General features: G+C 59.2%; 17 protein-coding genes and 1 tRNA gene. 7 read left to right on the top strand and 11 right to left on the bottom strand.

Annotation, left to right across the window (positions count from 1 at the left end; translation table 11 throughout):
• On the bottom strand, positions 1-149 hold a 149-nt coding region (locus tag DXY16_RS15080), incomplete at its 3' end, for a sigma-70 factor domain-containing protein (protein ID WP_305791103.1).
• 112 nt (positions 150-261) lie between these two features.
• A complete protein-coding gene (mgtE, locus tag DXY16_RS03230) occupies positions 262-1,644 on the bottom strand; it encodes a magnesium transporter (protein WP_115119395.1) in 1,383 nt (460 codons plus the stop codon).
• Between the two features lie 88 nt (positions 1,645-1,732).
• Here mgtE and DXY16_RS03225 point away from each other — a divergent pair, with 88 nt between their 5' ends.
• On the top strand, positions 1,733-2,212 hold the full coding sequence (locus DXY16_RS03225; RefSeq protein WP_115119470.1) for a glutathione peroxidase: 480 nt from the start codon (positions 1,733-1,735) through the stop codon (positions 2,210-2,212).
• Positions 2,213-2,220: 8 nt separating this feature from the next.
• On the opposite strand, the gene DXY16_RS03220 is transcribed toward DXY16_RS03225, so the two are convergent.
• From DXY16_RS03220 to gyrB, 4 genes are read right to left on the bottom strand one after another with little or no spacing between them, the layout of a single operon-like run.
• Positions 2,221-2,619, bottom strand: coding sequence for a CrcB family protein (locus DXY16_RS03220; RefSeq protein ID WP_371410855.1), 399 nt, complete (start codon positions 2,617-2,619; stop codon positions 2,221-2,223).
• Entirely contained in the window at positions 2,616-3,017 is a 402-nt protein-coding gene (locus tag DXY16_RS03215; protein ID WP_115119391.1) for a CrcB family protein, read from the bottom strand. Before DXY16_RS03215 ends, DXY16_RS03220 begins: the two co-directional genes overlap by 4 nt.
• Complete coding sequence (locus DXY16_RS03210) at positions 3,010-3,348, bottom strand: SH3 domain-containing protein (protein WP_170953809.1); 339 nt, start codon at positions 3,346-3,348, stop codon at positions 3,010-3,012. Before DXY16_RS03210 ends, DXY16_RS03215 begins: the two co-directional genes overlap by 8 nt.
• Complete coding sequence (gene gyrB, locus DXY16_RS03205) at positions 3,348-5,315, bottom strand: DNA topoisomerase (ATP-hydrolyzing) subunit B (protein ID WP_115119389.1); 1,968 nt, start codon at positions 5,313-5,315, stop codon at positions 3,348-3,350. The genes DXY16_RS03210 and gyrB overlap by 1 nt, the downstream gene beginning before the upstream one ends.
• Positions 5,316-5,432: 117 nt before the next feature.
• On the opposite strand from gyrB, the gene miaA reads away from it, so the two are divergent.
• Positions 5,433-6,377, top strand: coding sequence for a tRNA (adenosine(37)-N6)-dimethylallyltransferase MiaA (gene miaA / locus DXY16_RS03200; protein ID WP_115119466.1), 945 nt, complete (start codon positions 5,433-5,435; stop codon positions 6,375-6,377).
• Positions 6,378-6,442: 65 nt separating this feature from the next.
• Positions 6,443-7,102 (top strand): translation initiation factor IF-3, encoded by a 660-nt coding sequence (gene infC / locus DXY16_RS03195; protein WP_115018916.1) that lies wholly within the window; start codon positions 6,443-6,445, stop codon positions 7,100-7,102.
• A 3-nt stretch (positions 7,103-7,105) separates the two neighbouring features.
• On the opposite strand, the gene DXY16_RS03190 is transcribed toward infC, so the two are convergent.
• On the bottom strand, positions 7,106-7,858 hold the full coding sequence (locus tag DXY16_RS03190) for a dienelactone hydrolase family protein (RefSeq protein WP_115119464.1): 753 nt from the start codon (positions 7,856-7,858) through the stop codon (positions 7,106-7,108).
• Between the two features lie 79 nt (positions 7,859-7,937).
• On the opposite strand from DXY16_RS03190, the gene DXY16_RS03185 reads away from it, so the two are divergent.
• Both DXY16_RS03185 and cysE read left to right on the top strand, forming a co-directional pair.
• Positions 7,938-8,927 (top strand): GntR family transcriptional regulator, encoded by a 990-nt coding sequence (locus DXY16_RS03185; protein ID WP_115018918.1) that lies wholly within the window; start codon positions 7,938-7,940, stop codon positions 8,925-8,927.
• Positions 8,928-8,963: 36 nt separating this feature from the next.
• Positions 8,964-9,734 carry a serine O-acetyltransferase gene (cysE, locus tag DXY16_RS03180; RefSeq protein ID WP_256359479.1) on the top strand — a complete coding sequence of 257 codons (771 nt, stop codon included), beginning with the start codon at positions 8,964-8,966 and terminating at the stop codon, positions 9,732-9,734.
• 11 nt (positions 9,735-9,745) lie between these two features.
• Here cysE and secA read toward each other — a convergent pair whose 3' ends face one another.
• Positions 9,746-12,595, bottom strand: coding sequence for a preprotein translocase subunit SecA (gene secA, locus DXY16_RS03175; RefSeq protein ID WP_115119388.1), 2,850 nt, complete (start codon positions 12,593-12,595; stop codon positions 9,746-9,748).
• A 102-nt stretch (positions 12,596-12,697) separates the two neighbouring features.
• On the opposite strand from secA, the gene DXY16_RS03170 reads away from it, so the two are divergent.
• The gene (locus DXY16_RS03170; RefSeq protein WP_115119386.1) at positions 12,698-13,636 is read left to right on the top strand and encodes an N-acetylmuramoyl-L-alanine amidase; all 939 of its coding nucleotides are present in this window, start codon (positions 12,698-12,700) and stop codon (positions 13,634-13,636) included.
• A gap of 21 nt (positions 13,637-13,657) precedes the next feature.
• The gene (locus DXY16_RS03165) at positions 13,658-14,113 is read left to right on the top strand and encodes a GNAT family N-acetyltransferase (RefSeq protein ID WP_115119384.1); all 456 of its coding nucleotides are present in this window, start codon (positions 13,658-13,660) and stop codon (positions 14,111-14,113) included.
• Positions 14,114-14,116: 3 nt separating this feature from the next.
• On the opposite strand, the gene DXY16_RS03160 is transcribed toward DXY16_RS03165, so the two are convergent.
• From DXY16_RS03160 to psbZ, 3 genes are all read right to left on the bottom strand, one after another.
• Positions 14,117-14,188, bottom strand: a tRNA-Gly gene (locus DXY16_RS03160).
• Positions 14,189-14,255: 67 nt separating this feature from the next.
• Complete coding sequence (ribH, locus tag DXY16_RS03155; protein WP_115119383.1) at positions 14,256-14,732, bottom strand: 6,7-dimethyl-8-ribityllumazine synthase; 477 nt, start codon at positions 14,730-14,732, stop codon at positions 14,256-14,258.
• Between the two features lie 74 nt (positions 14,733-14,806).
• Entirely contained in the window at positions 14,807-14,995 is a 189-nt protein-coding gene (psbZ, locus tag DXY16_RS03150) for a photosystem II reaction center protein PsbZ (protein ID WP_115119380.1), read from the bottom strand.
• Positions 14,996-15,124 lie beyond the last annotated feature (129 nt).

Below are 15,124 nucleotides of genomic sequence, written 5' to 3'. Positions count from 1 at the left end.
TGCTGGTGGCTCAGCAGCGGCACTCGACCGATATCGCGCAGATACGAACGCACCATGTCGACATCTGCCACGACCGATCGAGACCCGGAAGGCCGACGCGTTTTGGCATTGGCGGAGGCAGCTGGGGCGAGAGCAGTAGCGGCGATCATGCGTGCTCCTTGGCGTTCATTGCGTTATGTAAAGAGTACCCCTAAAGAAGTGTAAAGAGACTCTCAGAAAAGAAACTGTCGCCAAATTAGGTAAATATCCCTAGTGAGACTCTCAGGCCGCTAGGGGGAGATTGGCCAGCAGCCAGGCGGCGGTGCTGAGATAGATGATGACGCCAGCCACATCGGTGGCGGTGGTGATGAAGGGAGCCGACATCAGCGCCGGATCCAGGCCCATGCGATTGAACAAAAGCGGTAACGCCGCTCCAGCCGTAGCCGCCAAGGTGGTGATCGCCATCAGGCTGATGCCCACCGCCGCAGCGACCAAAGGCCCTCCACCACGCCACCAAGCGAACGGAACCACCACCAACAACATCAGCAAGCCCAGCAAGGCCCCGGCAATCGCCTCACGCACCACCACCCATAGGGGTCCAAGCGTCTGGATGCGCTGGGTGCTCAAACCACGAATCACCACTGTGGAACTCTGGGCACCAACGTTGCCGCCGCTACCCGTCAGCAAAGGAATGAAAGCGGTCAGCAACACCACCTCCTTCAGCACCTGCTCGTTGAGGGCAATCACCTCCGAGGTGAAAAAGCTGGCCACCACCAGCACCGTGAGCCAGACCACCCGGCGGCGGGCAACTGTGAACAGGTTGCTCTGGAAGTAATCGTCTTCATCACCCGCCTGCACAGCACCTGCTGCATAAAGGTCACGGGTTGCTTCCTGTTCGATCACGTCGATGACGTCATCAACAGTGACGATGCCCACCAACCGCTGCTCAAGGTCCACCACGGGAACAGCCAGGAAGTCATAGCGCTGGATCGCCCGAGCCACCTCCTCCTGATCCGTGTTGGTGCGCACGCTCACCACATCCCGCGTCATCACATCGCCGACGTGGTCATCTGGATCGGCCGTGACCAGATCGCGAAGGGAGAGGATGCCGGTGAGATGGCGCTCCCCATCGGTGACATAGAGGCTGTAAATCGTCTCCGTGTCCCGAGCGCGACGACGCACGATCGTGAGCGCCTGAGCGGCACTGTGAAACTCCTTGAGGTCAATGAACTCAGTCGTCATGAGACGACCGGCGGTCTCCGCCTCATAACCCAGCAACTGTGCGGTCACCCGACGCTCCGCCGGGCTCAGCTCCATCAACAACCGACGCACCACCTTGGCGGGAAGTTCATCAAACAACCGCACACGGTCGTCGGGTGACATCTCCTCAACGAGCTCGAGCACCTCTCCTGAGCGCAGTCGCTCCAGCAGACTCTGCTGCACCGCCGGCTCGAGATATTCATACACCTCGATTGCTTCATCCTTGCTCAGCAAACGGAATGCGAGAGCCTGCAACGTTCGCGGCAGGCTGCCGATCGCCTCGGCAATATCCACAGGCTGAACAGGCTCCAGCAACAATTTGACGGCGTCGTAATTCCCCGCCGCCAGCATTGATTCCAGCTGCTGGGTCACCACGGACGCGACCACCCCAGTTGCCTCGTCCATCGGCCTGTGGTCTGGGCCTGCTCAGTGTATGGCCCATGCCTGCAACAAACAGTTCCCAGCTAGGGTTTTCGCTCCTAATCGGATGAGCATGGGCCTGAATGTGAATGGAGTGACCGTGCGCGGCGCCGATGGCAATGACAAAAGCCTCAGCGACTACGCCGGCAATGTGCTGCTGATAGTGAATGTGGCCAGCCGCTGCGGCTTCACCAAGCAGTATTCCGGCCTGGAAGCACTCAACAAAACCTATGGGTCTCAGGGCCTGCGCGTGCTGGGATTTCCCTGCAACGACTTTGGTGGCCAGGAACCCGGCACGCTTGAAGAAATTCAAGCCTTCTGCTCTACCACCTACGGCGCCAGCTTCGAGCTGTTTGACAAGGTGCACGCCATGGGCACAACAACCGAGCCTTACTCCACTCTCAACCAGATGGAGCCGGCCGGTGATGTGGCCTGGAACTTCGAGAAGTTCCTCGTGGGCAAGGACGGCAGCGTGATCGCACGCTTCAAGAGCGGAGTTGAGCCCGAGTCAACCGAATTGACAACCGCGATCGAAGCAGCACTGGCCTGCTAAGCCTCAGCTCAACGGGTCGGTACCGGGGCCGTCAGGGCCCGACCGACCCAAAATCCAAGCGCTGCTGCGCCGACACCCAAGCCAAGGGTCAAACCAATCAGGCCCAGGGCCTCAACCCATTGCCCAGAGGCAATCAGCTCAACACTATTCACCATCCAACTGCTGAACGTGGTGAGCGATCCACAAAAACCAATGCCGAGGAGGAGCTGACGGCGGGGGCGACTGGGGCATCCAGCCAACAAGCCCAGCACCAAGGCACCGACCACATTGGCAACGAGATCCTTCTCGCCGAGATGGAGACCCAGTTGCCAGCGCAACACAGCGCCTGGAACAGCACCGATCGCCACCAGAACAAGCTCCGACAACTCCTGCTGAAGAGTGAATCGGCTCGTCTTCGCCTCCATCAGGCCACCCCGAGGCCATAGCCGAGTGCAGCCACCAGTAAGCCACCCAACACCGAACCGACTGCGAGCACAAGGCATTCCAGCCACTGATGGGCCCTCAGGGTGTTGAGCAACTCAACCGCAAAGGTGGAAAAGGTACTGAGACTGCCAAAGAAACCGGTGGCGATCAGCAATAGCAACGGTGCTGTCGCTGTGTCCGGCTGGCATTTGCCACTCACGGTCAGTCCTGCCACAAGACCGAGACCAAACGCCGCGATCAGGTTGACCGCAAACGTTCCCCAGTGTTTGCGCGGCACCATCGGTTCGTAGTGGTTAACCACCCGCAGCCGCAACCACGCACCGGGAATGGCCCCCAATCCAACTAGGGCGACCTGACGGGTGAACAACAGGGCGTCAGCCATGCATCCAGCCACGCTGGACCGCACCAGGATGCTCAGTACCCACGGTTGAGGCCACCTGAACTTGCAGCCACTCCTCACCGTTTTCACATCGCCAACGCCGCAAGACCCTCAGCGGGGTGCCCAAGTCGAGTCGACGCAGAGAAGGAGCATTCACCCTGGGGGAGGCATGCAAAAGATCGTGGGAACCACTGATCAACGGCCCACCACCATCACGACGTCGCACTTCTGGAAGACGTCGATCTGCTCCTCCAGCGGGAAGGGCCGCCGGGGCCAGCAGAGCAACACCGAGAAGCCAGCTCCAGCGCATCGCGGTAACCAGCGAAGCCTGCATCAGATGTCGAGGTTGGTCATATCAAGTTCAGCGCTGTGGGTTTCAATGAATTCACGACGCGGTGCCACCTTGTCGCCCATCAGGATGGTGAAGATGCGATCGGCTTCGAGGGCATCTTCAATTTCCACGCGTTTCATCATGCGCGTGGTGGGATCCATTGTGGTCTCCCAAAGCTGTTTCGGCATCATCTCACCCAAACCTTTGAAACGCTGAATGTTGTAATTAGCTTTTTCCGGAAAGCTTGATAGCGTTTTTTGGAGATCTTGCTCGTTGTAGCAGTACGTGTGATTTTTTCCGCGCTCCACTTTGTAGAGAGGAGGGCAGGCGATGTAGATAAAACCACCCTCCACCAGCTCCTTCTGATAGCGGTAGAAAAAGGTGAGCAATAGGGTGCGGATGTGAGCACCATCCACATCAGCATCGGTCATGATGACAACGCGATGGTAGCGAAGATTCTTCTGATCAAAGTCTTCGCCTTTGATGCCAAGCCCAAGGGCCGTGATCAGAGCCTGAATCTCGGTATTTTTGTAGATTTTGGCATCGTCTGTTTTCTCAATATTGAGGATCTTTCCGCGCAAGGGAAGAATCGCTTGGAAACGACGATCACGGCCTTGCTTGGCGGAGCCACCAGCTGAATCACCCTCAACGATGTAGATCTCAGACTCGGATGGATCCCTTGAACTGCAATCTGCCAACTTGCCGGGGAGCGTGGAGCTCTCCAACACGCTCTTGCGCCGTACAAGCTCACGCGCCCGGCGCGCTGCTTCGGCTGCATTAAAGGCCTGAATGGCCTTCTCCAGGATCATGTCGATCACACCTGGATTGAACTCCAGGTACTGACCGAGAGACTCACCGACAAGACTGTCAACAATGCCGCGAACTTCGGTGTTACCCAGTTTGGTCTTGGTCTGACCCTCAAACTCAGGCTCCGGAACCTTCACCGACAGCACAGCGGTGAGGCCCTCGCGAATATTTTCACCAGCGAGATTGGAATCAGCTTCTTTGCGCTTACCGCGCTTCCGAGCAAAGGTGTTGAGCGTGCGAGTCAGAACAGTTTTCAGACCCTCAATATGGGTGCCGCCATCAACTGTTCGGATGTTGTTGGCGAAACCAAGAATACTGTCGGAATAGGCATCAACACACCACTGAAGGGCTGCTTCAACCGAGACACCATCTTTCTCGGCATTCACATAAATAATCTCCGGATGAAGGGGTTCCTTCTCCGCATTCATATAGGCAACGTATTCTTTGATACCACCTTCGTAGAAATAAATTTCTTCGTGAGGCTCACCTTCTGGACTTCGGGCAGATTCACGCTCATCGCGAAAGACGATGCTGACTCCGCCATTGAGATAAGCAAGCTCTCTCAGCCTGGCGGAAAGAGTGGAGTAATCAAAGACAATGCCAACCGTAAAAATATCGATGTCTGGCTTGAAGCAGACACTCGTACCGGTGCGGCCATTCTCATCAGCGGGCTGATCTTCTGAGCGAAGACTGCCAATGGCTGCACCACGTTCAAAGCGCTGACGGTGCACCTGACCCTGACGGCGGACCGTCACCTCAACCCATTCACTCAGGGCATTAACAACGGAAACCCCCACCCCATGGAGGCCTCCAGACACTTTGTAGCCACCGGCGCCGAACTTGCCGCCGGCATGCAGCACCGTGAGCACTGTCTCCAAAGCACTCTTGCCAGTGCGCGGGTGCACGTCCGTCGGAATGCCTCTGCCGTTGTCGGTGACTGAAGCTGAGCCGTCCTCACCAAGGACGACAAGGATCTCTGAGCAATGCCCAGCCAGAGCCTCGTCGACAGAGTTATCGACAACCTCGTACACCAGGTGATGGAGTCCACGCGGCCCTGTGGTGCCGATGTACATCCCCGGGCGCTTACGGACTGGCTCAAGCCCTTCGAGGACCTGAATCTGTTCAGCGCCGTAGGCGGCTTGAACCTTTGAGGCTTCGCTCATGCGTTCGTGGTCTGCAAAGCCTCCTGTCAGGCTGAATTTACCACCGGTGCACCAGAGGCGCTTGCAGAGGCCTCTGAGGCGTCATTTTTCCCAGGGGTGCACCCCCAGGATTCACCCATGGGCGACACCAGTGCCATTCCCACCAGCCCCGACAACCCCAATCAGGCAGCTCATCATCCCCTGGTGATCGTGGTGCTGGGCCCCACCGCCAGTGGCAAGACGGCGCTTGGAATCGCCCTGGCCCAGCAGCTGCAACTCGAGGTGATCAACGTCGATTCCCGCCAGCTCTACAGGGGGATGAGCGTGGGTACGGCCAAACCAACACCCGCCCAGCAAGCCGAGGTCACCCACCACCTGCTCGACCTGCGCAACCCAGACCAGCCTCTAACGCTCCAGGAATTTCAGGGCGTGGCGATGGAGGCGGTTAACCGCTCGATCGCAACGCGGAGCATGGCCCTCCTGGTGGGAGGAAGCGGTCTCTATCTCAAATCCCTCACCAGCGGTCTCAAGCCACCTGCCGTGGCGCCACAGCCTCAGCTACGCGCCCAGATGGAACAGCTCGGGCAACCGCTCTGTCATGCACTGCTGCAACAGTCAGATCCAGAGGCCGGTCGTCGGATCGCACCGGCCGACGCGGTGCGCACCCAACGCGCGCTTGAGGTGCTCTATGCGACCGGACGCACCATCAGCAGCCAGCAGAGTTCCAGCCCCCCGCCCTGGAGGGTGCTGGAACTGGGGCTCGACCCGATCGACCTACGAGAGCGAATCAGCCATCGAACACGCCAGCTCTACGTGGATGGCTTGCTGGAGGAAACGGATCTACTACGCCAGCGCTTCGGTGCTGACCTCCCCCTCCTTCAGACCATCGGCTACGGGGAAGCGCTGCAGGAACTGGACGGAACCCTGAGTCGCGAGGATGCAATTGCCATCACCACCCGACGCACCCAACAGTTCGCCAAACGCCAGCGAACTTGGTTTCGCCGCCAGCATCAACCCCACTGGCTGAGGAGTAAGGAACCCTTCAACGAAGCGATGAATCTGATCAAAGGAGGTCTAGTGTGAGAGGAGAAGTGCCTGCGTTTGTCCAAGCTGGGCCGCCGTCCTTCCCTGTTCCCTCAACACCCTGAATGGCTCCACGTCCCCGTTTTGATCGACGCGCTCCTGTTCGTGAGCTCCCCAACATCAACGAACGCATCAATTATCCGCAGCTGCGAGTTGTTGATGCTGATGGCACCCAGCTTGGCGTGATCGACAGGGAAGAGGCGCTATCTGTCGCCCAGGAGCGCGAACTTGACCTGGTGCTGGTGAGCGAAAAAGCCGATCCTCCGGTCTGCCGGATCATGGATTACGGCAAGTTCAAATTTGAGCAAGAGAAGAAGGCCAAAGAAGCCAAGAAAAAGTCGCATCAGACCGAGGTGAAAGAGGTCAAGATGCGCTACAAAATTGACCTGCATGACTACGACGTCCGCATTGGCCAAGCCCAGCGTTTCCTCAAGGCTGGTGACAAGGTGAAATGCACCGTGATCTTCCGCGGTCGGGAGATTCAACACACCGCCCTCGCCGAAGTGTTGCTGCGGCGGATGGCCAAGGATCTTGAAGAGCAGGCCGAAATCCAACAGCCTCCGAAGCGTGAAGGCCGCAACATGATCATGTTCCTCACACCGCGCAAGACGCCGCTGGTGAAGAAGGACAAGGACGACGACCAACCCGTCGTGAAGGCAGTGCGGACCATCACCGCCCCTCCCCGTGCGGCCAGGATGAGCGGCAAAAGCGGCACCACCCCATAACGCTCAAGCGTGAAGGTGGTCGAGCAACAGTTGCCAACCCAGCTGTGCCGCTACTGGATCATGGTTGCTGCGAGCTTCACACATGAATCCATGATCAGCCCCATCAATGCCCACATAGCGCAACCGCTCTTCTGAAGGGTCAGATGCTTTCAAGGCATCCGCTATCTGCTGCTGGTCCGCTGGTGGAATCAGCGGATCGGCTGCAGCGCAAATGCAGGTGAGATTGCCAGCGACTCGATCCAAGAGCTCCAAGCTGGGCGGCCCTCCACCAGGGCGGCCTTGGCAAACACCGGCGCCGTAAAAGTCAAAACTGCTCTGCACCTCTGGAAGCGTGGCCGCAAGCAGGGCAGCATGGCCCCCGAAACAAAACCCCAACACTGTGAGCTCCGTGCAGCCCTGCGTCCGCAGCCAGGCGGCGGCATGTCGAACGTCAGCGAGGATCCCCGCCATGGTGGTGCTGTCTTTGTGACGGCGCCCCTCCGCCAGCGCATCCGGGTCGTAACCCAACTCCAACTGCGGCGCTGTGCGCGCAAACAGCGGCATGGCCAGCGCCGGCACCCCTTCTGCGGCGATCCGATCAGCAATGCTGCGCACCCAGGCATTCACGCCAAACACCTCAGGTAGCACGAGGACAGCACGAGAACGACACTGTTTAGTGTCATTTACTGGCGCCCACCAACAGCGCAGTGGTGCATGCGAACGGGCAAGTGTGTGCCAATGAGAGGGAGTTTTTAAAGCGCGCTCAGGAATTGGCATCAGGACACTGACCACCCAACCAATTGTCACCAGGACGATCACTTCTTAGGGTGGCCGCAATTCGATCCGGTCCACCGGCGTGCGATTCCACATTCAGCAGGAAAGCGACATTCCGGCTTCGACCCAGCTTTACAACCAGATCTGCTTCGCGATCGCCGCCCGGCACTACCCGCCAGGCCACCGGCTACCCAGCACCCGCCAGCTCGCGATGCAGACCGGTCTGCATCGCAACACCATCAGCAAGGTCTATCGCCAGCTGGAAACCGACGGCGTGGTGGAAGCGATGGCCGGGTCTGGCATTTACGTGCGTGACCAGCAAAAACCCCGAGAAGTGCGCACCCCTGTGCACATCCGCAACCGTGGGGTGACAGATCTCGACCGCGAGGTGCGCAAATGCGTTGACGGACTCCTCAATGCCGGCTGCACCCTGCAGCAGACCCGGGAACTGCTCACGCGCGAGATCGACTGGAGACTGCGCTGCGGCGCGCGGGTGCTGGTGAGCACTCCGAGGGAGGATATCGGTGCCTCCATGCTGATTGCTGAAGAACTCGAGCCAAGCCTGGATGTGCCCGTTGAGGTGGTGCCGATGGAGGAGCTCGAGAGTGTTCTGGAGAGCGCCAGCAATGGCACCGTGGTGACAAGCCGCTACTTCCTGCAGCCGATCGAGGAGCTGGCCAAACGTCACGGCGTGCGCGCGGTGGCAGTGGATCTGAACGACTTCCGTGAAGAACTCAATCTGCTCAAGGAACTCAGAGCCGGAAGCTGCGTGGGCCTGGTGAGCATCAGCCCGGGCATCCTGCGTGCCGCCGAGGTGATCTTGCACAGCATGCGTGGCAATGAACTGCTGTTAATGACCGCAACTCCAGACGTGGGTAGCCGGCTACTGGCACTGTTGCGAGCCTCCAGCCATGTGCTCTGCGATCGGCCAAGCCTGCCCCTCGTGGAACAGAGCCTGCGCCAGAACCGGTCCCAGCTGATGCGCATGCCCCAAGTGCACTGCGCTGAGAGCTACCTGAGCAGCGACACGATCGAACTGCTGCGCAAAGAGATCGGTCTGCAGACCAACTGAAAGACCACAGCCCGCACCCCTGACAGGTGATGATGCCTGCACCAGGCAAGCGTCCAAACTGACAAGGCCATGTTCAAGCAGATCCGAGCTGACATGGCCCTCATCCGTGAGCGGGACCCTGCGGCACGAGGCGCTCTAGAGATCCTGCTCTGCTATCCGGGCTTTCAGGCCATCACAGTCCACCGTCTCAGCCACCGGCTGTGGCACTCCCGCCTACCCCTCAAACTTCCAGCTCGGCTGCTGAGCCAGCTAAGCCGGGGCCTGACCGGTATCGAAATTCACCCCGGTGCCCGCATCGGCAGCGGCGTGTTTATCGACCACGGCATGGGGGTGGTGATCGGCGAAACCGCCGAGGTGGGAGACCACTGCCTGCTGTACCAGGGAGTGACCCTGGGAGGAACAGGCAAGGAAAGCGGCAAACGTCACCCCACCCTCGCCAGCAATGTGGTGGTGGGAGCCGGTGCCAAGGTGCTGGGGGCTCTGAAGATCGGCACCAACACCCGCATTGGAGCAGGCTCGGTGGTAGTGCGCGACGTGGAGGCCGATTCCACCGTGGTCGGGATTCCCGGCAGGGTGATTCACCAGAGTGGAGTGCGGATCAACCCGCTGGCCCACTCCGCCTTGCCAGATGCCGAGGCCAACGTCATTCGCAACCTGATGGAGCGAATCGATCAACTGGAGAGCCAGGTGGGCACCCTGCAGGCCTGCCTCAAGGCCGTCGCAGCGGGACGGCCGATCAGTGAGGTGCGTAGTGGCAAATCTCAGAACCTCAAGGACCGAGAGATCCTCGAGTTCTTGGGGGACTGACCCAGAGACAATCAGGCGCTTGCTGTCTGCTGAGCCGCAGGAGCTGGCTGGAACATGAACATCGAATAAATCACGTTGCGGCGCATGTTGGTCATCATCTCCAGGAACATGTCATAGCCCTCATTCTTGTATTCGATCAGGGGATCTTTCTGGCCATAACCGCGCAGGCCAACCGATTCGCGCAGCGCATCCATCGCTTGGAGATGCTCCCGCCAGAGGGTATCGATCTGCTGGAGAATGAAGAAACGCTCAGCTTCGCGCATGAGGCCTGGGCGTTCTTGTTCAATCTGGCCCTCCTTGAGGTCGTAGGCGTTGCGTAGCTGCTCCTGCAGAAATGCCTTGAGGTCATCCATGGAGAGACCACTGAGTTGATCGGGCTTTAGATCCTCAAGCAGATAGACAAACTCCTGAACCTTGCCCACCAGCTGACCAAGATCCCACTCCTCAGGCGGGAGATCGGGGTTCACATAGGCCTCAACGATTTCATTCATCGTGCGCTCTCCATAGCCAATCACCTGCTTCTTAAGCTCACGCCCCTCGAGCACGCGGCGCCGTTCGGTGTAGACAGCCCGGCGCTGATTGTTCATCACTTCGTCGTACTCAAAGACCTGCTTACGGATGTCGTAGTAATACGTTTCCACCTTCTTTTGCGCACCTTCCAGAGAGCGGGTCAACATCCCCGACTCAATCGGCATGTCCTCCTCGACGCGGAAGGCATTCATCAGTCCAGCGACCCGGTCACCACCAAAGATGCGCAGCAAGTTGTCGCCAAGCGACAGGAAAAAGCGAGTGCTGCCGGGGTCCCCCTGGCGGCCGGCTCGACCTCGTAGCTGGTTATCGACACGACGGGATTCATGCCGTTCAGTGCCGATGACATGGAGACCACCCGCCTCACGCACACGAGCCTCTTCCTGTTTGACCACCTCGTCGTATTCCGCCTTCACTCGGCCAATCGCCAACCGCAAAGCGGCAATCTGCTCATCCTCAGTAGGAGCCTTCTCTGCCGCCGTGGCAATGCGATCCTCCAGCTCAATCACGCTGAGGGCACGATCACCCCAGGCCTTGATCAGATCACGAGCAAGATCAGCCAGCGCCTGGTCCGTGTCATCACTGAGTTGACAGGGATACAGGCTGCCGATGGCCCTGGCTTCGCTCGGTGCGCTGCCGTGGGGCCCTGAGGAAGGCGCTGCCTTAGCCGCAAACCCAGAAGCCTCTTGACTGCGCTGGAGAGGCACAGGTGGGCGATGACCCTCCTCCGGCTTCACCAGCCTGGGCAAGAGCACCTCTCGCAGCTTCAGGCGTGCCATGTAGTCACTGTTTCCACCGAGAATGATGTCGGTACCGCGGCCCGCCATGTTGGTGGCGATCGTCACAGCACCGGAGCGGCCGGCCTGCGCCACGATCTCAGCCTCCCGCTCCACGTTTTCTGGCTTGGCGTTGAGCAGGTTGTGAGGAATGGATTCCTCGGCCAACAGGGTGCTGAGCAGCTCGCTCTTTTCGACGCTGGTGGTACCTACCAGGACCGGCCGGCCATCGTGGTGGATCTGAGCGGTCTCTTTCGCCACCGCTCGCCATTTAGCGGTTTCAGTTTTGTAAACCTGATCGGCTAGATCACGGCGGGCTCGCACTCGATTGGTGGGCACAATCGTGGTCTCGAGTTTGTAAGTCTTCTCGAACTCCACTTCCTCAGTCTTGGCCGTCCCTGTCATCCCGGCTAAGCGGGGGTAAAGCAAAAAGAAGTTTTGGTAGGTAATCGAAGCCAGCGTCTGTGTTTCCGGCTGGATCTGCAGGCTCTCTTTAGCTTCGATCGCCTGGTGCTGCCCATCACTCCAGCGTCGACCAGGCATCACCCTGCCGGTGAATTCATCAACAATCACGGCTTCGCCATCACGCACGATGTAGTTCACATCGCGGACGAACAAATCCTTTGCCTTCAGCGCATTCGTAATGTAATGCGCCCAGGGATCTTGAGGGTCATAAAGATCACTCACACCAAGTAGTTTCTCTGCCTTTGAAAAACCTTCATCGGTAAGGGTGCAACTGCGCTGTTTCTCATCCACCTCGTAATCCCCTTCGGGATCGATGCCGTCCTTCCCCATTTCGGCCGCACGCTCGAGAGTATCTGCCACCTGCGCCGCCTGCTGGTATTTCTCCTGAGGTCTTTCCACCTGACCGGAAATAATCAGAGGCGTGCGGGCCTCATCGATCAGGATCGAATCAACCTCATCAATCACGCAGTACTGGAACTCGCGCTGCACCACCTCGCTGATGTCATTGGCCATGTTGTCGCGAAGGTAATCAAACCCCAGTTCTGAATTGGTCGCATAGGTGATGTCACATCCATAGTTTTTGCGCCGGGTGGCGGGATCCATGTCCTGCTGGATCAGACCCACCGAAAGGCCCAAGAAACGATGCACCTGGCCCATCCACTCCGCGTCACGCCGAGCCAGATAGTCGTTCACGGTGACGACATGAACGCCGCGGCCGGTGAGTGCATTGAGGTAACTGGGCAACGTGGCCACCAAGGTCTTGCCCTCACCGGTCTTCATCTCGGCGATCTGACCCTCATGCAGAACCATGCCCCCGATCATCTGCACATCGAAGTGACGCATGCCCAGCACCCGCTTCCCGGCTTCACGCACAACCGCGAAAGCCTCCGGCAGAAGTTCATCAAGAAGGGGCCGCTGTTTCTGAAGCGAGCCGGCGTTCTCCAGCTTCTGACGGAAGTCAGCCGTGCGACGGCGCAGGTCGTCATCACTGAGAGGAGCAATCTCCTCCTCCAGCAGATTGATGTCAGAGACGATCGGCTGGTAGCGCTTCAGCTTGCGGGCATTGGGATCACCCAGCAGGAGCTTGAGCATGGATGCAGCGGATCGTCTGGGGGCCAGCCTACTGAGAACACGCGACTCGCCCGCCAGCTCTGCAAAACAGCACGCTTCAAAACACCTGGCTAAGCAGACAACATGGGAGCCACCATCTATCTCCACTGGACGGCAACCCACTACGACTGGGTTCGAAGCGGCCACTACCACTCCATCATCAATGGTGATGGGCGGGTGCACCGCCTCCATGCCTACAGCGTTGATCTACCAGCGCATACATGGGGTCGCAACAACAATTCCGTTGCCCTCTCCTGCGCCTGCATGGGAGGTCAGCCCGATCCCTGGAGCCAGCCGCCAACTGTGGCGCAATTGCAAGGATTGTGCGCGGAAACGGCAGCCATTGCCCGCAGCTGGGGCTGGCAGGCGGAAGACATCACCATCCAAACGGTGATGACCCATGCCGAAGCAGCCTCCAACCGCGACGGTCGGATCCTGCACGACAACTATGGCCCCATGATCTGGGGCGGCACTGGAGAACGCTGGGATTTACTCCAGCTCGAAGCCAATGGCAGCAGCGATGGCGGCGATCAACTGCGTCAGCGGATCAAGAACCTGCTCAACAAGCAGGCTTCACCCGAGCCCGATCCGGACGAGAGCGTCATCGAACAGAAGACTCCACTTCAGTTCCAACGAACCAGCAGCATGCGGGCCCGTGGCGAAGCTCTGCCCGTCGTCATCGATACAGAAGGCCGCTCCTGGGCTTTGGCGGCAGATCTGCTGGTGCGCTACGGGATTGCCTTCAGCTGGGACAGCAACCTCCGGCGCGTACTGATTGGCAGCCTGGATGTGGTGCCCAGCTTTCGGGAGGATGGGGTTCAGAGCGATGTGGGCTGGCCTCTGTTCGAAATGACGCTTCAGAGCCATCAGGCGCCCGTGATCCTGCGCGGAATCCTTCGCCCCTCAGCAGACGAATCAGACGGTCACCACAGGGCCTGGTGCAGGGTGCTGGAATTCGCCGAGGAGTTCGGGATCTCCGTTGTCTTCTCACCATTCAGCCTTGGTGAACGCAGAGGCGGATGATGAAGACCAACATCCAATGCCATGGCACGCATCCGCCTGGTTGAACATGCCCCTGGAGCCCCAGGCCTGCGCTGGTTTGGCATGGGACCCGGGCTGCGTCCGAGCCGGGGCCTGATCAAGTTGCGCCGGCTCTTCCAGAAGCACGCCTTCTGGGCTGAGAACCGCACCACGAGCGACCTCAAGAAGATGCTGGCAGGCAGCACGGTGGTCGTCAGCCTGTGGCGTGGCAAGCGAATCGTGGGCTTCGGCCGCGCCCATAGCGACGGCATTCATCGCGCCGTGCTCTGGGACGTGGTGGTTGCCGGAGACTTGCAGGGGCGAGGACTGGGGCGCCGGGTGGTCGAGGCCCTGCTCGCAGCCCCTGCGATCCGGAACGCCGAACGTGTCTACCTCATGACGACGAACAGCGCGGGCTTCTACAAGCAGCTGGGATTTGATGATGCATCCCCCCAGCAAGTACTGATCAGGAAGCAATAAGCAAGCGGATGAAGAGATTCGAACTCTCGACCCTCTCCTTGGCAAGGAGATGCTCTACCACTGAGCTACATCCGCAAGTCGGCCGTGAGGTTGTGTCCCTCGCGACCTGGAAAGCATGCACTAACAAGGTGCCCTCAGTCAATCAACCGAGAGCTTTCATCAGAGAGCCCATCTCCAGAGCCTCAAGGCCATAGCTCCAGCCAAGATTGTTCTTGATCCCAGCCCGTTCCAGGGCCTGTTGCATGGTGTCTGTGGTAAGGACCCCGAAGATCACCGGCACAGCCGTATCACGCGCGACTGAGGCCACCCCCTTGCTGGCCTCAGCCACGACGACATCGAAATGGGGGGTGTCGCCACGAATCACTGCTCCAAGAGTGATCAGCACGTCATAGCTGCCGCTGCGAGCCATTGTTTGAGCCACCAATGGCAGTTCAAAAGACCCCGGAACCCAGGCCACATCCAATTGGGAGCTGGTATCGGTCGCATCCACACCATGCCGGGACAAGCAGTCGAGACAGCCACTGAGCAGCTTGCTGGTGACCAGATCGTTGAAACGAGCCACAACAACACCGATGCGCAGGCTCTGCGCATCGGTGAAGCGACCCTCAAAAATGGCCATGAGACCGGCTGAAACTGATCACATGCTCCCACCTCGGTGGAAGACCCACGTGCGATCAGATCAATGTCTGTGTGTCAGACGACAAAGAAACTGACACCCCAATTGAGCAGCACTAGGGCCACCCAGGCGATGCCGCCGAGAAGAATCAGGCGATTGGAGTTGCCACTGTCCTCGTTAGAGGCGTACAGGACGGGCACAGCCACAATCATGGCGAACGACATCACCACCAGGGCCAGAACGGTGAGGGTGTTGAGGATCTGCATGGAGTAAGTCGACGCCAGGTCGGTGGTTGGGATTCTCCCACGCGGGGGCCGAGGGTCCCGGCATGACCAGCGCCAACCTTTACAGCTTGTGGTGAAGAGTCGCTATCAAGACCCTTACGATCAAACCCC

The sequence above is a fragment of the Synechococcus sp. UW105 genome (assembly GCF_900473935.1).
Classification (GTDB): Bacteria; Cyanobacteriota; Cyanobacteriia; order PCC-6307; family Cyanobiaceae; genus Synechococcus_C.
The sequence above is the reverse complement of the archived record's forward strand: the minus strand, read 5'-3'. Positions and strand labels throughout refer to the sequence as shown.